Origin of the sequence: Cuniculiplasma thermophilum (genome assembly GCF_052315355.1) — an archaeon.
GTDB lineage: Archaea > Thermoplasmatota > Thermoplasmata > Thermoplasmatales > Thermoplasmataceae > Cuniculiplasma.
In genome coordinates, this window is sequence record NZ_JBLSDF010000013.1 from 22542 (window position 1) to 43497 (window position 20956).

Consider the following 20956-nt stretch of genomic DNA (forward strand, 5'->3'; position numbering starts at 1 on the left):
ACATGCCATATTTTCACTTTACAGAAATTTCTAGATACTTACATCACAGGGAATATTTTGGAAAGTAAAGTTGCGCAAAATTGATTCTCACAGAATTCTAACTGGTTGAATATATAAATTTGAAAAGTGAAATGTAAAAATGAAAATTTTAAAAAATCGATCCCTTTAGTTCCCCTTATTGCTTATCTTCTCCTTTCCTTGATTGAGAAACATGGAACCAATGGAAATAAATAGAATCGCAGAAAAGAGAGTTATGATACCTGCAATTAATGGATAAAGGATCACTATTAAGAAAGATGGAAATCCAATTATCCCACCTATTATGGTGGATAGTCTTGAGACGTACCCCAGTGGATATTCAAGATATATACCCATGAAGGAGAGAAATGATTCCAGAAAACCTATTAGAGCACCATATTTTATCCTCTGACTGAATAGAAAAACACCAGGAATTATGGCCAGTATTGCATAACTTACGAAAAATGCTATGAAAATGGCAGAAATAATTGAGATCAACACCAGGATTTCATTCTTATGGTTCATATGTAAGTACCACCTCCGTTGGAAGGCCCGTCATGGGATAATACTGATGATTGAGCCACCTTCCGAGCTGATTGTCAAACCAATAGCTGAGTACATTTTCACTGGGCCCACCTGGAAAAACACCGAAAAATGTTCCCGTACCCGGTCTTGCTATGGTTCTAAGGGAAGAACCATTGAGTACATATGGTATTGGAAATTCAAGAACTCTTGGTGTGTATCCAACGCTTACAGTATGCCTTCCACCCCATATGGGAATTGGTCCGATGGATAACTGGGATAACTCAGTGAGACTGCATATCTCCAGTTTGTGTATTCTGCCCCATTGCCAGTTTGTTGTATTCCCCAGATTATGATCCATAAAACCCACTGCCAGAACAAATGCCTCCCTGGCGAGAGCAGTAAAGTTGCCATTAAACCATGATGAATTTGGATCATTTTCCGCAAGATATATGGCCGTGTTTATGTAGGGATTGGGTTCATAGGCTCTCAGGTCATGCTCTGAATATATCTTATAAAAACTGAGATTGTAGAGGGCCGCAGTGAAATAGTAGTATACAGTTGGAGCTGTCATGTTTTGGGTGTAGGTAAAATTCCATGTGGAAAGAAGGTTTATTGCTGTTATCTCAGAATAGTTAAGATTGGTCATACCAACCAGAGCCTTCAAAAGAACTGGCGTGAACTGCCCAGCCCAGTAATCGGTCACATTTGACTGCAATTGCATCATGTCCGTAATGTTCATTTTCCTGTGGCTTGCAAGATAGTGAGAAATTGTCTCGGCTCTTCCTCCTGTGGTCCAGTATGATCCAACGAAAGGATAGGGGTAGTTTTCTCCAACCGTAGGTTGATTTGGTGCAAACATGTATCCTCTCTTTGGATTGACAGCCTGTGGAAGGTATTTGAATGGCACATAGCCCTGCGGTTCATATTCTGGCATTGAACCATTCAGAAGAGATACTGAACCAACCACCTTTACGCTCTTCCCATTTGGAAGTGTTTCATTTATAAGCGGATAACCCCCTGCAGTTATGTATCCCGCATGGTGAAGAGATACAAGGGCGAAGTTCTGGGGTGGAGCCGGACCCCAGTATTTCAATGCATTTAACATCTGGCTGTAATTTGTGGCCTGATCGAGCATTATCTCGGCAATGGCATCCAGAGATGGATACCTTGCATCCCAGTTCATACTTATACCGAAGTTCCCCTCTCTGCCTATTAGAGGTCCGTTGTTTGTACTGTACAGGGTAAAATGTTCTCCAGCCAGTGTGATGTTTTGCTCAGTCATAGGATAATATGAACCATTGTACAGGTAATCGTTTCCTCTGAGAATTTCAAGGTAATCGTTGGCAGAATTCCCCTCAGGCGTTGTGAGACCGAAGGATGTGGTTGCAGTGTGGCCAATGAGTATGCCTGGAAGACCTGCAAGACCCCAACCCGTTACGTTCATTCCAGGTGCAACGAGCTGTAAGGGTATCCACAGGGATGGGGCAAGAAGTGGAAGATGTGGATCATTTGCCATCATTGGCACACCATCTGATGAATAATTGGCCGTAACTATCCAGCTGTTGCTTCCTATAGATGAACCAAAGTCGTGTGAACCTGGGAGGGAAAATGGATCCTTAATATTTTCATAGGCCTTTTCAAGGAGTGACTGCAGGGAATTGAGGGTTGACTTTGATATGCCTGTTGCCCAGCTTTGAAAGAAGTTCAGATGCCAGAAATATTCCGGGGAAATTCCCTGATCTGTCAGATTGTATCCATTCACTGTACCGCTTCCCGGAACCATTGTTATGTTCTGTGTGAAGTAAGGATAATATGGGTATATGGTTGAATAGTTCTGAAAGCCCATGGCATTGTAGAAAATGTCGCTCTGAAGTACAGAACATGATCCAGTTGCAAGTGACCAGGCCATATACTCCTGCCAGACCAGAGAATCAAAGACGGTCCACCTGAATGGTGAAACCCCAAGGAGCTTGAAACCAAGATGGGTTGAGCCTCCGGTCTGATTTATGTATGCATTCACACCTGATGCATAATCCTCCAAATATGAGTAGTATTGGGGATAATTTTGCTTCATGTACTGAACCAGTATCATGGCATCAGTGTTAAGACCGACTGTCCTGAGGGAAAGGTCCGACGGAATGCCGGCTGCTCCAACAAACTGGCTTACATTACCTGCCGCAATTGATGACTGAAGTTCCATCTGGAAGAGCCTCATAGAGGCTGAATAATAACCCTGAGCATAGAAGAGATCGTGAAGGCTGGATGCATGAATATGAGCCATACCACTGGTATCGATGTCAACGGTTACCTTCTGATCTAAACCCGGAATTATATATGTCCCTGAGCTTATGTTGGCCCCATGGATCGTTTGAAAAACACCTGTTGAAGGATTAATGGTCTGAAGCTGAATTGAAGCATAGGAGGATAATGAAATGACAACTATGCTGATCACTATCATTACAGCTGCAAATTTTCTTTTCATAGCAAAGAGATAGATTCATTAATAGATAATTTTTTTCCAGAAACTGAAATTAATCATTTTGATTCCTCTCTAACACATTTGAACATAATAAGGATATGTTTTCTGTCTCAAAACAGGTAAAATCCACAAAGAGAAGGTACACGCATTTCCACAACAATGGGAATTGGAAAATGCCACAGGAGATTTGCTGAAGAGGTTCGGGACCAATGAAATACTATGAGACAATGCTGACCAAAATTATGGACGTGACCAGTACATAGGATCTAAAGATGACATTCGTCCATGGCATAATATATTCAAATAATAGGGAAAATTACATAAATGAAAGAGGGAAGAACGAAAAATTTTTACGATGCCACCACAAAATTGGAAGGGCCATAAAAAGAGTACATTCCTCCGTTAGCATTGAAGGTGATTTGATTGAAAGATTGGTAATCAACAAGGCTGTATGAGTAACCTGAGTAACGATCTCCACTGGTTATGGCATATAAGTTAGCCACAAAAGATGAATTTGTGGAGAAAGAAATGGATGAGAAATCTGTAAGTAAAGTAACGGAGAGTTCCAGAACAGAATCAAGTGTTGCAAGTGCCACATCTACAATTGCAGGTTCCGATGCATCTCCATCAGCACCATTTAATGCCGATGCGAGAGTAATGAATGCAAGGGCAACACCAAGTCCTGCTGCAAAGGTCTTCAATGCTGAAGTTACCTTTGTCATCTCGGAGGCCGCAGTGGAATAACCCGTTGTCTTTCCCATTATGGTTCCTCCACTTATTTCTGCTCCGGGCGCAAGGGAACCAAGATTGGTCTTCACTTCACCATTTGTGGCATTTTGCATTATATAAAAATATTCTATGGGAACATATCCATACCCCATCTCAAAATTTCCGTCCTGTGAGTATATAGATGTCAGGGCTATTGAGGTTGTATTGCCAAGGTATTTATCTAAGCATTGACCCTGACTATTCTTCCATGAGTAATATATATTGTAATGTGTCACAGTAAAGGTCGCGTTTGAAATGTATATCATGGAGGTTGTTTCATTTATTCCAGTTCCCATTATAGTTCCATTTGGTAGAAAATATTCAGAGTTTAGAGGATAAGCGTGCCATTGGGCAATTCCCCCATCGTTTATGAATGCACCATCTCCTCCCCATGACGGGTTTGTCGACATCTGATCCGTTATACTTCCTCCCGCAGTTACACCTGTCTGATCGGATGTAATGCAAAGAGTCACTCTGGAAGTCGCCAAACTACCTGAGATGTACAATGGATTAGTTGTCATATTAGAGGTCGCATTATCATGAATACTGAGCAGAGGAAATGGGCCGTGAATAACATTTACGCTCGTTCCTATGTATTTGGTTCCAATGTAACATGGTGGAGGTGCAATTCGATTGGGAGATGCTTTTGCATATGCATTATCGTTCTGGACAGATTCATTTATGTTTGTAACATAGGTTGGTTTTGCCATGTTATAAGATGGGGTTAAATTGAAGGAATAGGGTATATATGAAATCACGGAGTAGGATGGCAGATCGACTCCTGTGTTATTGACCCACTGATTCAGATTGTTGTTGGAATTAGAAAGTCCGTTAACAAAATTCACTACGCTTAAGGAAGGAGAAAGCGGGTTGAAGGGCATATTGTTATAATAGGAGTATACAGAAAGATTTCCATTGGAGAGTATGGATAGAGTTGCCTCAACCTGCAATGATACCTCCTGACCTCTGGTTCCCAGAGAATATCCTTCTTCCTGGTAATATCTCTGCCACCCAATTACAATTGGAGAGAATCTGTTGAAATTTAGGAAGCCCGAAAATGAATTCTTATGGTTTTTAGGGAAGAGAGTCATATTAAAAAGCGTAACATATCCCTGTGAGGGAAGTGAGTAATTGGCAACTATTAAATTGTTTTGGGATGGAAAATAAGATGGATTTGCTCCCATGATCTGAACGTTCTCCGTTATATTTGTATTTCCATTGAAATTAAGATTCTTTGGAAAAGCTATATTTATTTTTGGCCCTATGGTGAGATTTTCCATAGAACCATGAGAAGAATATACATCAAACCATGCAAAGGGTATCAATATAATCATTGTTGCACTTAAAATTGCTATAACCATTTTCTGCCTTTGGCTTAAATGGTTTTTGGTCATATAACTAAAATTCACGCATAATATTAAAATTTTCTCTGATCTACATGGGTATTCTTTTACCACGGATCTTTCCCACGCTCTCATATCCAGTCAGACTTAAAACTTAACTCATCGAGTTTTACATGATACGTCCAGATCGACACCAAGTTTTTCTACAAGTTCCCTTGACTTTTTTGGTACCTTGCTGGTAATCTCTAATTTCTCCGTTTCATAGATTTTGGTCCTTTACGGTATGTGGATAAAATCCCTAACACTGTATTTCTCATGTATCCCGTTAAGTATCTGGAAGTGCATATACATTGTAAGCAGATTGGGATACATGCCGGTGAATAGCATATGATCAGCCACAAGATCATTCTTTGAAATATTAAATTCATATTCCACATATTCACACTGCTTGTCTAATCTGTATATTCTATAGGGTTCCTCATTGAGATCTCATAGAGAATACATCTTTCCAAAGTTCATCTCTTTTTCATTCTACTGTTTTTTGCCTTTCTTATTATCTTCAACCCTAATAGGATAACCTTTTATTCATCACTCTCTTGAATTTGATCTTCATAATGGTAAACATTATCTTCGGGTTGCCCCTATTTCAAAGGCTTACTGTCATACATGATCTCGCCCATGAAGTGATTCTGTTCCGGAATAAATGATGAATTTCTTCTCAAAGGAATTATATCACAGATGTTTACTCTTCACTTTCATAATATTATCAGATAAACTCATGACACGTCAAGAGTCCTTTACATGACTGAAAGATCATGTAAGGATCCATGAAGAATTCTGATGAGGTTTGACAATGTTCTTGTTGATTAGAACGGCATCTTGAAGTTGATCTAGCGTATGTGTATGTTCCTTGAATTATGTCTCGGTTTAAGGGATGAAATATTCTCTGATCTGGAAGATAGGGTAGTTGAATCTGAATGGTGACATTCATATTTTGATTGCAGCGACTAAAACAAAAGATTTTTATGAGATAATCCAAACCCAAGGCTTTACTTGCTGCATAAATTGTAGACTTAAGAACTTCTGAAATACAAGAAAAGTGGAAAAAGGATGTAGGGAGAAGGTTGGTGAAAGGTGTTTATCATAGGAGTGGGTTTAAATTGAAACATCCTCTTTTAGATTTTACTTTAAAATTTTTTCATCCATTGAATTCTGTTTATAAATTTAGATGGGAAACATAGGTGAATAAGATAAATCTACTCGATCCAATGAATCATACTGATGGACAGGCCTTAATATCTACCGGTATTTTTTTGGTTACTATTGAATATCTTATGCATATGGCCATAATATCGCCATTAAACAATGATAAATAAACTCTTTAAATTATGAAGAATATTTAAAATCTACAGATTCAGAAATCGTCTCTTACCTTTTTCTTATCCAGGTATATGTCTCTTGGAGTCACAATATAGTAGGATTGGCCTAGCTTTGCATGCTGGCCCCCTGTTTCGTCGGCCAGTGTCTTTATGGCTCTTTCAATGTTTACTATATTCATCTGATCGGTCGGGGCATTGCTTGCGTCAAAGATTACAATGTTTCCAGTGTAAACGAAGTTAGCGCCTCTTGAAATATTTTCAGGCCTCTCCAGTTCCACGACCTTCAGGGATCGCATGCCTCTTGTCTCATTCTCCCTCGCAACCTTGTATTCTGCTAGATTGATGAACTCTATAACACCCTGATCGTCGTCCTGCAAATTCCTTTGTGCCTTTCTATTTACAAGGGCCATCCCGAACACCTCAGAGCAGTGTGATTCCCCTTATTCCCTTGACCTTCTTCATCTCTGTGAAGAGCTCTGGTGGTATTGGTTTGTCTGTAACCACTCTTGCCTTGGGCTCCTCACATATGATAGGATCCTTGACAATAACCTGCCTTATTCCAATGCCATTTGAAGATATGATGTTGATAATGCTTGCAATTATGCCAGGCTCAGAGGCATCCTCTGGAGTTATCTCAACAACACCAAGATCAAGTATCTTTGAACTTGCCCTGCTCATATCTGCTATTGGTCCAAGCAGAGAGAAGAATTCAAAGAGTTTTGGATCCTCAATAATCTTTCTCATGACCTGCATTACAACACGCTTGTCAACACCAATTGCCCCAGCAAGTGAACTTGGCCTTACTTCGACCGCACCTGCAAACATACCATACTCATTGTCAAACTTTTCCTTCACGGAAAAACCATAATTTATAAGGTATTTTGCAACCTTAACCTGTGATGGGTATTTTCCGAAGGCTTCCTTTATAAGATCCCACATTTTTTCACCTCTATGTTCCATCCGATACACCTTCCTCTGATATTTGTATTACAGTTTCCCCCTCAGGGAGATAGGGGGAATCTATAAGCCTCGCAATTCTTTTTCCTGCCTTTCCCTTTCTGAGATATACTCTGAATGTTGCAGTGTGGCCAACGATGTTTCCCCCTATTGGGGCCATCGGATCTCCAAAGAAAACGTCAGGTCTCGCAGAAACCTGGTTTGTTACAGCTATCACTGCATTCTGAAGAGTACCAAACCTCAGGAGATCGTGCATATGCCTGTTCAGAAGCTGCTGCCTTTCAGAAAGGGAGCCCCTTCCCATATATTCCGATCTGAAATGGGATGTGAGTGAATCCACAATCAGCAACCTTGCATGGTAGTCCTTTGCCATTTCACCGGCTTTCTCCCCAAGTAAAATCTGGTGATGAGAGTTGTAAGCCCTCGCCACGTGAATTCTTTGAAGTACCTCGTCTGAGTCCAGTTCCCTGGCTCTTGCCATTTGGATTATCCTTTCCGGCCTGAATGTATTCTCAGTATCGATAATCATAACATCTGAATTGAAACCTCCCTTCTCAGGTGGCATGGTTGCTATGACTGCAAGCTGATGCATGATCTGAGTCTTCCCGGAACCAAACTCACCGAAAAATTCTGTTATAGACTGAGTTTCAAGTCCGCCACCCAGCAGATTGTTAAGATTCTGGCTTCCCGTACTCAACTTCAGTACGTCCTTTCTTCTCTGGAATATCTGTTCACCAGTTTCAAAATTACCAACATCCGCAAGTTTTCTGGCTGCCCCTATGATCTTGGCAGCTGCGCCCTCGCCGATGCCTGTAAGATCAGCAAGATCCTTTGGTGCGGCCACTGCTATGGCCATAACATCGTCGTACCCGCTCTCCCTTAATTTCTCTGCCGTAGCCTCTCCAACACCCGGGATATCTTCTATCCTCTGCTTCTCTTCTTCGGATTCACTTTCCTTTAATTCCTTCTCCTTCTTCTGCTTCTCCGGCTTTTCCATTTTAAATTCTCCCCTGAATATTCATGGCCCTGTCGGTCTCTTCTGTGGATTTCTCCATGTCGTAGGCCTGCATCATTGCCCTTATTGCATCAACATTCTCAGGAACAACATCGCTCTCCTGATTTACAGCCTGTATGTATCTTATGTTATTCCCCGATGCATACATGGATTCTTTCCATACTGCAATCTCGAAGAGATCGCCCCTCTTTCTTCCCATTTCCCTTGCAAGATCCATTATCTGTGCTGTAGACACTACTCCCGATTTCCCTGATACCTCAATTATTCTCCTGTAGGGCTTGAACAGACCATTCAGATCATCCTGAGACACATCCTTTTCAGTCTTCACATTTACAGTGTGCACGTGCATCAGTGTAGTTGGCACCTTTATTGCAACTGTATCCACCTCAGGTATCTTCATAACCGTTTTCAGGTCAGGACCGTGATGGGATGGAAACTTGAGGGATGGTTCAATGGCATTTATGGGCCCCTTCTTACTATCATTTGGATCAGTAGCTCGCCTTATGAGCGTTGCCTCAACCCTCATCACCCCAAATTTCTTGTCAATTGCAGATACCGTTCTTGCCAGGCCAGTTGTATTGCATGAAACTACACGTACATAATCCTTTCCCCACGAATCTGTAAAGTTGCTGTAGGCATTGAAACTTGCCTGTGCTATACTGGCCTTTTCACCTCCCTGGAATATGGCCTTTACCTTGGATTTTTTGTACATCTCCATATTCTTTTCACCCATACCTTCAGGAGTGGCATCCACTATTACATCAACATTATCAAGAAGAGATTGCACGTCACCTTCACATTCAATCCCCGCTTCATTGAATTTTTTAACGTTTTCAGGACTGTCTGCATATATCTTGAAGATGGTTGAGGCGTTTTCAGCCACATAATCCGGCTTGGTCTTTACAATGCCTATCACACTCATATCCTTCTGTTGCCTCACAGCATCTGCAACTCTCCTTCCTATGGTCCCATATCCGTTAATCCCAACCTTAATCATAAACCGCTACCTCCACCTATCTGTACATTGGATCTACGCTATCAGAATCAGGAGATTGTGACGCTTTATACTCCTCTGCTATCTGCTTTATCTGCTCGTGAATCTTTTCAACACTCTTCTCAAGTATTTCTGTCTGAATTCCCAGTCCATATATGGAATTTAGTGCGTCAATGATTGCAAGTACAGCATCTGGATCCGGTATCTGAACTGACACATGTGTGAGCAATGCGATAGCATTATTTCCTGACATGAGACTTTCGTTGAGCAGAGCCCCGCCAAATCCTGCAATTAATGCTGCCTCAGCTGTTGGTATTTCCTTTTTAGCCAGTTCCCTTATTCTTTCAGGGCCAGCCACAAGAAAGGCCTGTCTCTTCTCCGGGATATCCTGCACAGGAACGCCGTCGATTACTACAAATTCTCTGGGCTTGAACTGTTTTATCCAGCTGAAAAGTGCCTCTGAAATCTCATAAAGACCCTCATCATCCACAGGAACTTCGGCCTGAATAACCATTACACTTCCATCCTTGTTTGAATATATTCTGAATGGATTCCTCATCTTGCCTCCTACAAATACTGTTACTGGAGGTATATGATGTGATTTTACCATTGCAATCTGGTGCATCTGGCAACTTTCAACGATGTAACTTGTGGTCGTAACGCCCAGAGGTGTTTGACCTACAAAACCACCAATAACAACTGGATTCTTAAAATCTGCCTTCCCATTAACAATGACATTGACAGAACTACCATCTGACATAGTTTTCAATGGAATAGGTAATATGTATATTTTAATCTTTGGAAAATATATTAAAAATATGGCATGGATGATTAATTTACACTAACAATTTATTTTCTCACGTATTTGACAAATAGTTCGAACAGATTTGAGAAACCATCCTTCCAGGTGTTCAACTTCGGTTTCGTTATCCTGATTCCATACCTTATGGGTACCTCTATGAGTGTTCCGTGACGGAATGCTTCTATCTTTATATCCTGGGAAAAGGACATTCCATCACTAAGATTTTTCATCTTATCATAGAGGGTTTTTTTGAAAATCCACATTCCACTCTGGGAATCGAAAAGTCTGTATCCGTATAGTGTTGATATAACAAAATTAAGAACCTTATTTCCGATAAGATGAAGATTTGTGTATGTGTTCTGTGATCTAAGAGTCATCCTGTCGCATGAAATGAAATCCACACCGTTGATGTCCATAATCTCAATCAAGGGCTTTATTATATTGGCAGGATAGGTACCGTCACCGTCCAGACATGCTATGAGAGAACCTTTTGCTCTTGCTATGCCTGTTTTGTATGCAATACCATATCCTCTTCTCGGTTCATCGATCACGATTGCTCCAAGAGAAGTTGCAATCTCTCTTGTCCTGTCCCTGGAGTCCGTGTCAACAACAATAATCTCAATTGGATCCAGATATTTCAATGACTGAATGACCTGCCCGATCGTATGTTCCTCATTCATTGTGGGAATGACAATGCTAATATCCATGTAATAACAGACCAATTTACCGTAGAATTAACCTCATATATTAATGTTACAATAAGTGACCTTCTAAGACACATAAGAAACTGTAAAAAGCGACAGCGATCCAAGGTTCCCGTGCCCTCGCGGAACACAGTACAGACTTGAAACGTAGCGAGCTTTACCGTCGGGTTCGGAATGAGACCGGGTGTTACCTCGCCACTATGGCCGTCGCAAACAGAGATTAATAAACTATATTTTAACCTTGTGGAATATGAACTATATGCCTTATTACAGCACCTTGATCATATCATATGGCAGGAGTCACGATGATGAATTAATTAATATTTTTTATTTTTCAAGGAGAATTATGGCTATACATATACCAAAATTCATCACAATTGTTTAATAGGGACAAAAAGATGCATATTCATGACACTTAAGGTTAATGACAAGGCACCGCTTTTTTCTGGTATGGGAGATGATGGAAAGGAAGTGAATCTCAAGGATTATCTTGGCAAGAGTAATGTTATTCTTTATTTCTACCCAAAGGATAATTCTCCGGGATGCACAAGGGAGGCCTGCAAATTCAGGGATGAATTTGATGAGTTCAACAAGCTAAATGCTGTTATAATAGGTGTTAACTCTGCGGATGTTGAATCTCACAGGAAATTTAAGGAGAAAAGAAACCTTCCGTTCACCATAATATCCGACAGAGATCGAAAAATATACAGAGCATACGATGTTAAAGCTGGCCTAATTAGTGAAAGGGTGACCTATGTTATTGACAAGGAGGGTATCATCAGGGAAGTTTACAATTCCCAGATGAATTACATGAAACATCCTGAAATTGCGAAAGAAGCTCTGTTGAAAATTGAAAGTGAGTCAAAGAAATAGTTATATTTGATGATGTTTTAAAATTCCTATCATATAATTATTCCATTTATAAATTAGATTTGTAAAAAAATTTCTGACACCTATTTATTGCCAATATTTCAATAGAACATTAATGACACTTGAGGTAGGAAGGGAAGCACCCCTTTTTTCAGCATATATTGAAACAGGAGAAAAGATGGAATTTAAGAACTTAATAGGCAGAGATTACATTATTCTCTATTTTTATCCAAAGGATGATTCCTTTGGCTGCAAAAGGGAGGCCTGCGAATTCAGAGATGAATTTGATGAGTTCAAATTACTTGATGCAACTGTTCTAGGCGTTAGTGTTGATTCAGTTGAGAGTCATGTTGAATTCAGAAAGAAGAGAAATCTTCCATTTCATCTGATCTCCGATCCTGATGAAAAAATATGGAAGATGTACGATGTCAAGGCAAGATCTCTTCAATACCTGAACCAGAGAGTAACTTATGTAATTGACACGCAGGGAATAATCAGGTATGTGTATTCTTCCCAGATACATTTTAGGAATCATCCTGCGGAAGCAAGAAAGGCACTTTTAAAGTTGAAGGAAGTTGACGCCAGAAGGAATGTGCTTAATATAATAAATAGAAACTATAACTTCTGACGGGATATTGAATTTTGAAACATTTCATTTTGATCGTTCATTTTTGCTTCTAAAAAATACATTAATTATGTCCCTTTTTTATATCTTCTTTCCTAGTGGATTTGAGTGTGCATATTTTTGCTGACCCAGTTTTCTAGTATGAATGCATAAGTCCTGTGCACATTAATTAGACTCAAAACAATAAAGGCTAAGGTTAATCTTTAATCTGCTGACACATCATAATCATAGGAATATTCAATAAAAATGGAACATAATTGTCCTTTCTTAGTATGATGGAGAAAGGACTTAAGAGCAGGATATTTGCCAATTTCAGTTTGTTCTTTATGGTCGTTTCGTTTGCCCTTAGCTTCTTTTTCCTATCTCCTCAAGGGAGTGGATATAATCCGGGGCATGATGCATCCTGTGGATTTTCATGTATCTCAATTTAGATAATGATTGTATGACTTATTGGAATGTTTAGTCTTCCTGTCATCAGCAGCATAAATTCTGAGTCCGTATAGAAGGATGCAGTTAACAATTTGCTTTAGATCAAGCGTTAAATAGGAAGTTCAGAGATGAGACAAAATTCTGAAATGCCCTTCAAAGAAAACAAATGATCAATTTTTAGATTCGCCGGTGTTATTTTAGGAAGTGGATGTCTCTGGCGTGATTACCATGAATGAATAATACAATCAAATCTGGGAAACCCTTGAAATTTCAGTTGATGGCATTCAAGGAATAACAGGAATGGAATAAATTCTGCTCTGTTTCATGGGTTATCTGCATTATTACCAAATCATCCGAGATATGAAACAGGTTAAGGTCTCAGGAATACAGAAACATGACAATAAATCTGTTTTCATATTGAATCAGGTTACATGGGGTAATTTCAATTTTAGATAAATTTTTTGAGACAAGGATTCCTGAAAAAGTGATAATTTAATTTCAATTGTATTGAAAGTTATGTGAAGTTTGTTGGAAAGTGTTCTTTGCTTGTAAATGATTTATTTTTTTACCTTTTTCAGGATTGGATTTGCCAGGAATGGTGAATGTGTAAGTAGATCCTTGTATGGAACGCCGGTTATCTGCTCTGTAGAATCCCTTTCCCTTATGGTTACAACACCCTTTTCAAGAGTATCGTAGTCTATGGTAATACAGTACGGGGTACCTATCTCATCCTGCCTCGCATATCTTCTTCCTATGGCCCCACTTTCATCATAATATGCGTATGGTTCTATTGACTTAAGCATTGAGAAAAATTCCCTTGCCTTCTCTGGAAGTCCGTCTTTCTTCTGTAAGGGAAGTACTGCCACTGGATATGGGGCCATGTAGTCAGGCATACTCAAATCGTTGTATCCGTTTTCTCTCTTCTTCATGGAGGATATTAAGACAGCCATGAACATTCTGTCAATTCCAGAGGCAGGCTCTATAACTCTTGCTAATTTTTCACCCTCAAAGGATAGATTCTCGCCGGAGGACTTCTGGTGATTTCCGAGGTCAAAGGTACCTCTGTCTGAAATACCCGTAATCTCAACCCATGAATTGTCTATTCTGAATTCCAGATCCCAGCAGTCTTTTGAATAATGAGCCAGTTCATCCTTCCTGTGCTGCCTGAATCTCAAACGATCTCTGTCTATTCCAATCCTTAATGCAAACTCAAATGTTTTCTGGAGAAAATAGGCATGATCCTCTGACATTATGGTCCCGTCTTTCACAGCCTCCACAAGGCTCTTCACATGGGTTTTTCCATCTCTGTCCAGGAGAGTTAATTTCTCCTGAGAATCGGGAGTAAAGGCTCCACTGACCTCCGGATCAAGAAAGACCTCAACCTCTGCCATGTTGAATTCCTTCTGCCTTATCAGGCCCTGCCTTGGGGATATCTCATTCCTGTACCCTTTACCCTGTTGATAGACAATCATTGGAAGTTTTCCCCTGTTATAATTTAGAAGCAACTTGAAATTAACAAATATTCCCTGTGCAGTTTCAGGACGCAAATAGTAGCGCTCTCCATTGGAATCTATGGGAAACATCAGATGGAATTCAAAAGGTTCACCCAGATCTCCTCCGCATCTTGGGCATCTTATCTTAATCTTCTCAATCATCTCCCTTGCAGATTCCACACTTTCTGGTACATTTTCAACTCCCTTATCTGACAGTAGACTTTCCACTTTGAACTTTGTCTTGCAATTTTTGCATCCTACTGCAAGATCCAGGAAACGATCGACATGCCCTGATGCCTTCAGTACATTCTCAGGAGTAACAGAAGGTGTATCGATCTCAATTCCGCCTATTCCCGCATAGACGCTTTTCCATTCCCTGTATATCCTGTCCTTTAAGATTGAACCAAGAGGACCGTAGTCGTTTAATCCTGCAACCCCTCCATAAATTGAAAATGATGGCCAGAAAAAACCCCTTCTCTTTGATATTTCAATTATTTCGTCCAGTTCACCCATGCTTCTACCTTTTCAGAAGGGATACTTTCCACCTTATTTTATATTATCTCCAAAAACTGACATTATGTCAAGATCCAGGAGTATTCCTTCAAGTCCATTTCTGTTTGATGTCACGGGAAGCTGGTTAAAATTTCCATCCCTCATACGCCTGGCGGCCAGAGATAATTTTTCGTTTGCATTTGCAATTACTGGATTGTATATGGTAATGGATTTTACGGGTTCCTCCGGTATCTTGAGATGATTCTTTTCGATAAAATAGGATACCACATTCCTTACGCCATCCCATGACCATGGATCATCTTCATCGAGGGTCTGGGAACTGTCGCTCCTGATCGTACCTACCTGAACCTTGTCAAACAGGTCTCTGTCAGTTACAAGGCCTCTGAAGTTTCCCTGTGAATCAGTTATTGGATAGGTGAATATACCTGTCATTCTCATCGATCTGTAAACAACGGGAAGGGGAGTCATCTCCCAGATAGGGAAGGATATATTTTTCATCACATTCTTTACCAGAATTGAGCCATATTCCCTTTCTACTATCTTAAGAAAATCCTGAGGTGTGAGTATTCCCACAACCTTATTATCATCATCTATAACCGCAAGATGCCTTCTTCTCTCTTTGGCCATGAGACGGGCAGCGTCCATGATAGATGTATTTTTTTCAACAGGTGTCTGCTTTCTCACCAGGAGGGCTGCCTGTGTCTCCTCAGGCTTTGCAAACACATCCCTTCTTGTCACTATACCTGCATATCTTCCATTACCATCCACCACTGGCATTCCGGTTATCTTGTATTTAATCAGATTTGCTACAAGATCGGACACATTACTTGGAATCTTGAATGTTACAGGATCCACAGTCATTATGGAATCTACGGTTTCCATAAAATGAAAATGTTTGAGGACTTATAATTTTATGTGGCCCTTATAAATCGTAAATGAAGAGCAACATGAAGCTAATGTCCCTGAAACCTGCATATGTTAACAGCATGTTAAATTATGATGACGGGATGCTGTTGTAGATATATTTGTCTCTTTTCATGTATCCGGAAATTGGTGAGGAAGTATTAAAAATAAGAGAGAGAATGATTCCAGCCACGGTGATTAAGAGAAAGAACAGGTTTCTGGTTCAGGTAAGGATGGAAGGTAAGGAACTGGACGTTCATCTCCACGATCCAGGAAGGCTGAGAGAATTAATATATCCCGGATCAGAAGTGCTGATAAGAAAGACCCATGGAGATAGAACAAATTATTCCATAACTGCTGCACTGAAGAACGATGAAATCATACTCCTTGACACAAGATTCCACAATCAAATAGGGGAAAAATTCATAGTTGAACCTACCGGGAGAGAGGTCAAATATGAAGATTCGCGCTTTGACTTTTCCATAGAGAATGGATTTGTGGAGATCAAGGGATGCACCATGCAGATTGACAATTACGTTATATTTCCTGATGCCCCATCCATAAGGGGCGCCAAGCATCTCATGGAATTATCATATTTGAAAAAGGATGGGAGAAATACAGGAGTTGTATTTCTCTTATTCCGTGGAAGAGCCGATTACTTTTATCCTAACAAAATAACAGATCAGAAATTTTCCACTGCATTTTTTGAGGCATATTCCTGCGGAGTAGAAATGATATTCCCGAGATTTATTATGGAAGACACATCCATAATATTCAATGGTGTGGCCTCCCCTGGAAGGGACCCTACAGATATATTCACAAGGATGAGAAAGGAATTAAGGCAGTAGTTGTGATCCCTTATTTATGAAAATAGTCATGACAACCGTTTCCAATCCGGATGATGGTGAAAAATTGTCCAGGGCACTTGTAAGTTCAGGATATTCCCCGTGTGTCAATATGGTCAGAAACGTAAAATCCGTTTACATTTGGAAGGGGGAATTGAACATTGATGATGAGATCATACTTTTGATAAAAACAGAAAATGAAGGACAGGTGATCGAATTCCTTAAGAAAAATCACCCTTATGAGACACCGGAGATCATCATTTTACATGGAGATATACCGGATTCATCATATTCCGAATGGTTCAGAGGCTATTTTGAGGGCAAAAGGGTTTGACAATCTATTTGTAGTGAAAAATGGTATGAAAAATCTTTAAATCATATCAATTATACAGTTTGAAAGTGTTATCATGAGTGGTTCAAAGGATTATGACGTGATTGTTGCTGGTGCAGGTCTTGCAGGTATGCTTGCCGCAGCTATTGCCTCCCGTGATGGGGCATCAGTTCTTATGGTAGACAGAAACGACGAAATTAATGTTGGAAGAAAAACAGTCTGGGGATGGACATGCGGAGACGCCGTAGCAGGTTCCCATATAGATTTTGTTGAAAAGAACACAGGGCTAAAGTTCGGAAAACCAGAACTTGATCTGAAAGTTACTGGTGTTCTTGCCCTTTCACCCGATCTTAAGACAAAGTATCCATTTGATGGTGTAGGTTATTCACTTGATAGGCCTGAGTTTGAAAGAAAATTACTCAAATATGCACTATCACAGAAAGTGGACTATATGCACAACTTTGAGGTTGACGGTCCAGTGATGGAAGAGAAGAAAATTGTCGGAATAGAGGGCAGAGATCAGGATGGAAAGAAGGTTCAGTTCCGATCCAAACTTGTAATTGATTCCCTTGGAGTATCAACAGTTATCAGAAGAAAACTTCCGGAGAACAACTTTATTGACAGGATGGTTGATATTGACGATATTGAAAGCACTGGAAGGTACATCTACCAGTACGAACTCGATCACGAAGATTCAAATTTCTTTGACAGCCAGTATGCTCTGATTCACCTTAATAACGAGATCGCACCTGGCGGTTATGGGTGGGTATTCCCCAAAAGCAATAACAAGGTGAATATAGGATTGGGAGTTCAGAAGAGAAGTCTGGACATAAGAAACAAGAAATTTGGAAAGAACGACAATCTCCAGACTCTGATTGATAACTACGTGAAATGGCTTCCAGTATTCAAAAGCCTCAAGATAGATGAGAAGGACAATAACGGGAAGGGCATATGGTCTGTGCCCGTAAGGAGACAGATGGAGAGCCTTGTTTATGATAACTACATGGGTGCGGGAGACAGTATGACAATGCCAAATCCAATAAGTGCGGGAGGAATCGGCCCTGCACTTCTCTCTGGAATACTTGCAGGTAAGAACGCTGCAAAGGCAATTCACAATAATGATACATCTGTTTCAGGGCTCTGGAGCTACAATCTTGATTTCAATGAAGTGTACGGTTCGAGGACTGCAGGAATGGAAGTGTTCAGGATATATCTTCAATCCTTAAACAACGACATATTAAATTACGGAATGAAGACTTTTCTTACAAGAAAGGAGGCTTCTGACCTTACTCTTGGAATGGTACCTGAGCTCTCTCTGACTGAAAAGGCAAAAATGGTCATAAAGGGTATGAAGAATATGTCTGCATTCACCAATCTGGTTTACACAGTCAAAAAGATGAAGGAGATGAATGATCTTTATGCCCATTATCCGAAGAGCCCCAAAGAATTTGATTCCTTCAAGAAGAAGGTCGTACATACAATCGAAGAGGCAAAGGAGAAATTCCCATCCTCTCCAGTATGATTGAAAAACCTGTAGAACCATATTCAAAATATCTTTTTGTCCTTTAAATTGCTATTTTAAATGTGCTTAGAGGGTTCTTTTTGTATGACTGATTTTAGAACACTCAAGTCTTCGAATTGATAATGCTCCTGTCATTACTATAAACTGCATTTTTCAATGTGTACCAATTTGACATCGATTAAGACTTTGCGATACTATTTCAATTTTTTTGCGGAAAAAAGATTCTCTCTTCATGAATCTATCCGGCACTTTTGTAATTTCCTCAACAAATAAAATGCATAGGAGAAAGAATGAAAAAGCGTGAGAATCAATGTGAACATGTTCGATGATTCAAGATACACTCTCATATAATCAGTCAGTTTGGTTTAATTAGTATATCTCATTACAAATAGTAAACCATAATCCTTTATAAGATCTATATTATTATAAATTTATTCATATAATTTATAATCAATTACTAACATTTTCAATGTTCTAGTGTTTTATTTAAAGATCTGAAACAAGGCAAAGATCTTCGATTCCACTTCATTACTCTGGCCCTTTATGACGACGTGTTTATGAAATTTACATCAATGATTCCAATTAAGATCTGAAATTAGAAACTATATAAAGTATCAGCTCAATATTAATTTTAAATTTGTGTAATTATAAACTGGATAACTATATATATGCAACTAGTATTAAAATACAGTTTGCCCATACCTCACTTAGGTGCTTCTAATGCAGCCTAATTTAATCAATGATATGTGGGTATTACTCGCCGCCTTGCTTGTATTTACAATGACTATTTCTGTGGGTTTCCTTGAAATTGGAGAACTCAATCACAAGATTGACAGAAGTTTGTATAAAACTCTCATAATAACAGGGCTATCTCTGTTCTTCATGGGCCTGATTGGATTTAACATCGCCTTTGCACCCACCATTGACGGTGTGATTGGAAATCCTTTCTATAGCAATGTTTTCCTTGGTCTCTTTTCCGCAAATCTTTCTGGTGGACTCACAGGAGTCTTCTGGCTAACTGGAAAAAACTACTTCAACACAGGTCTATCCACGGGCACCTACTTTTTATTTGAGACAGCCTTCGCTTCAGTAACCCTTGCACTGGTTGGCGTTGTAGTTCTTAGAAAGATTAAGATGTCAGCCTTCGTTTTATTCTCAGTTGCGTACTTCATATTTATATACACAATTCCTGCCGCATGGATATGGAATCCGACTGGATGGCTATACATGATGGGAGTGCGTGACTTTGCAGGTGGCCTGGTGGTTCATGGGGCTGCGGGATTTGCAGCGCTGGCCATACTGGTTAGGATATGGCAGGAAGAAAAGAAAAAGGGGTTGACAGAAACGAAAAGAGAGCATCCAAGCGTTAACTCTGGCTGGCTGGCTCTTGCAGTCATTCTTCTCTGGGTAGGATGGTTTGGATTCAACCCTGGAAGTGAACTTGGATTCACCACCGAGACGGTCATAGTGGTGATTACAACATTCCTGGCAGCTTCATCTGCGATGGTTTCAACCATGGGAACAAAATACCTGATTTCAAAACAGGACCCAGGACTGACTTACGGTGTGAATGGTGTATTGATGGGACTTATAGTTATAACTCCTCTTGCAGGATATGTAAGTCCAGGAAGTGCAGTAATTCTTGGTTTAATCAGCGGGCCCCTATTTGTATATGCAGAAAAAATTTTGTCGAGGGCAAAATGGTACAGTGACCCAATAGGAGTTCTCCCTGGCCATATGGTTGGTGGTATCTTTGGTCTTTTCATGATCGGTTTCTTCACTCAAACCTCATTTGCAAATGCATCTGGATCACCCAACCTTCCCAATGGTATACTGTTTGATGGTGGAATCACAGCTTTGCATCAGCTTGGTCTTGAGATTTTTGCAGTAATTGTAGTGGGAGCATTTGTCTTTACAGCATCCTATATTTCTATCTACCTGGTTGGCAAATTGCTCAGGGGAATACTGATGGATGACGAGTATAGGTAATGAGTTCAACAAAATCTAAGACGTGACATTTCCTAACACCCGTTAATTTTTACCCACAGGTAGCTCGAAATGCTGAATTCAGACTTTTTTCCACAGGAAACTGGCAAAATAGCTGCACTCGTGCCTTGATATATTTCAATAAGTAAAAGCACATATGCCAATGCGAATTTAACTATTTTTATTGCTTAGGGATGCCACATTACATCGTTTATTTAGTCTGCTTTATAAATTTATAGGGTCTCAAAATTTTGGGCGAGAAAAGATATCCATTGTTAAGTATTGATAGATTTCAGAGGATTTCTAAAAACCCATTCCCTGAACAGATAAGGGAACAATAACATTTATTCATGGGATAGCCATGCTACTGTGTGAGTGACCTTTACGACACAGTTCTTAGGGAAAAGTACAGGCAATATTTTGTGAATGATCCACTTGCATTTGCAAGGGAGGCA

At 39.9% G+C, this 20956-nt stretch carries 18 protein-coding genes and 1 rRNA gene; 6 read left to right on the forward strand and 13 right to left on the reverse strand.

Translation table 11 applies throughout. The features are described 5' to 3' along the window. Positions 1-165: 165 nt before the first annotated feature. The 11 genes from ACNF42_RS03365 to rrf form a co-directional block, all read right to left on the reverse strand. Complete coding sequence (locus tag ACNF42_RS03365; protein WP_443338993.1) at positions 166-543, reverse strand: hypothetical protein; 378 nt, start codon at positions 541-543, stop codon at positions 166-168. Continuing rightward, entirely contained in the window at positions 533-3025 is a 2493-nt protein-coding gene (locus ACNF42_RS03370) for a penicillin acylase family protein (protein ID WP_443338995.1), read from the reverse strand. Before ACNF42_RS03370 ends, ACNF42_RS03365 begins: the two co-directional genes overlap by 11 nt. A gap of 347 nt (positions 3026-3372) precedes the next feature. After that, positions 3373-5184 carry a hypothetical protein gene (locus ACNF42_RS03375; RefSeq protein ID WP_443338997.1) on the reverse strand — a complete coding sequence of 604 codons (1812 nt, stop codon included), beginning with the start codon at positions 5182-5184 and terminating at the stop codon, positions 3373-3375. 225 nt (positions 5185-5409) lie between these two features. Next, a complete protein-coding gene (locus tag ACNF42_RS03380; protein ID WP_443338999.1) occupies positions 5410-5568 on the reverse strand; it encodes a hypothetical protein in 159 nt (52 codons plus the stop codon). Positions 5569-6547: 979 nt separating this feature from the next. Further along, positions 6548-6922: a cell division protein SepF gene (locus ACNF42_RS03385; protein WP_443339000.1), complete on the reverse strand. Its 375-nt coding sequence runs from the start codon at positions 6920-6922 to the stop codon at positions 6548-6550. 10 nt (positions 6923-6932) lie between these two features. Continuing rightward, complete coding sequence (trpY, locus tag ACNF42_RS03390) at positions 6933-7451, reverse strand: TrpY family transcription regulator (protein ID WP_443339002.1); 519 nt, start codon at positions 7449-7451, stop codon at positions 6933-6935. Positions 7452-7461: 10 nt separating this feature from the next. Beyond that, positions 7462-8466, reverse strand: a complete 1005-nt coding sequence (gene radA, locus ACNF42_RS03395) for a DNA repair and recombination protein RadA (protein ID WP_443339004.1) — start codon at positions 8464-8466, stop codon at positions 7462-7464. A gap of 1 nt (position 8467) precedes the next feature. Then, positions 8468-9481, reverse strand: coding sequence for a type II glyceraldehyde-3-phosphate dehydrogenase (locus ACNF42_RS03400; RefSeq protein ID WP_443339007.1), 1014 nt, complete (start codon positions 9479-9481; stop codon positions 8468-8470). A gap of 16 nt (positions 9482-9497) precedes the next feature. Next, positions 9498-10238 (reverse strand): proteasome assembly chaperone family protein, encoded by a 741-nt coding sequence (locus tag ACNF42_RS03405; protein ID WP_443339009.1) that lies wholly within the window; start codon positions 10236-10238, stop codon positions 9498-9500. An 89-nt stretch (positions 10239-10327) separates the two neighbouring features. Beyond that, on the reverse strand, positions 10328-11002 hold the full coding sequence (locus tag ACNF42_RS03410; protein WP_443339011.1) for a glycosyltransferase family 2 protein: 675 nt from the start codon (positions 11000-11002) through the stop codon (positions 10328-10330). A gap of 72 nt (positions 11003-11074) precedes the next feature. Then, positions 11075-11196 (reverse strand): 5S ribosomal RNA (gene rrf, locus ACNF42_RS03415). 196 nt (positions 11197-11392) lie between these two features. Here rrf and ACNF42_RS03420 point away from each other — a divergent pair. Beyond that, the gene (locus tag ACNF42_RS03420) at positions 11393-11857 is read left to right on the forward strand and encodes a peroxiredoxin (protein WP_443339013.1); all 465 of its coding nucleotides are present in this window, start codon (positions 11393-11395) and stop codon (positions 11855-11857) included. 112 nt (positions 11858-11969) lie between these two features. After that, positions 11970-12482 carry a peroxiredoxin gene (locus tag ACNF42_RS03425; RefSeq protein ID WP_443339015.1) on the forward strand — a complete coding sequence of 171 codons (513 nt, stop codon included), beginning with the start codon at positions 11970-11972 and terminating at the stop codon, positions 12480-12482. Positions 12483-13465: 983 nt separating this feature from the next. Here ACNF42_RS03425 and glyS read toward each other — a convergent pair. Continuing rightward, entirely contained in the window at positions 13466-14914 is a 1449-nt protein-coding gene (gene glyS / locus ACNF42_RS03430) for a glycine--tRNA ligase (protein ID WP_443339017.1), read from the reverse strand. 33 nt (positions 14915-14947) lie between these two features. After that, positions 14948-15796: a CBS domain-containing protein gene (locus tag ACNF42_RS03435; protein WP_443339020.1), complete on the reverse strand. Its 849-nt coding sequence runs from the start codon at positions 15794-15796 to the stop codon at positions 14948-14950. A 143-nt stretch (positions 15797-15939) separates the two neighbouring features. On the opposite strand from ACNF42_RS03435, the gene sfsA reads away from it, so the two are divergent. The 4 genes from sfsA (at position 15940) to ACNF42_RS03455 (ending at position 20504) form a co-directional block, all read left to right on the forward strand. Further along, on the forward strand, positions 15940-16665 hold the full coding sequence (gene sfsA, locus ACNF42_RS03440; protein WP_443339023.1) for a DNA/RNA nuclease SfsA: 726 nt from the start codon (positions 15940-15942) through the stop codon (positions 16663-16665). A gap of 16 nt (positions 16666-16681) precedes the next feature. Further along, positions 16682-16996, forward strand: a complete 315-nt coding sequence (cutA, locus tag ACNF42_RS03445; protein WP_443339026.1) for a divalent-cation tolerance protein CutA — start codon at positions 16682-16684, stop codon at positions 16994-16996. A 73-nt stretch (positions 16997-17069) separates the two neighbouring features. Then, positions 17070-18515, forward strand: a complete 1446-nt coding sequence (locus ACNF42_RS03450) for an NAD(P)/FAD-dependent oxidoreductase (protein WP_443339028.1) — start codon at positions 17070-17072, stop codon at positions 18513-18515. 720 nt (positions 18516-19235) lie between these two features. Further along, the gene (locus ACNF42_RS03455; RefSeq protein ID WP_443339030.1) at positions 19236-20504 is read left to right on the forward strand and encodes an ammonium transporter; all 1269 of its coding nucleotides are present in this window, start codon (positions 19236-19238) and stop codon (positions 20502-20504) included. The last annotated feature ends 452 nt before the right edge of the window (positions 20505-20956 follow it).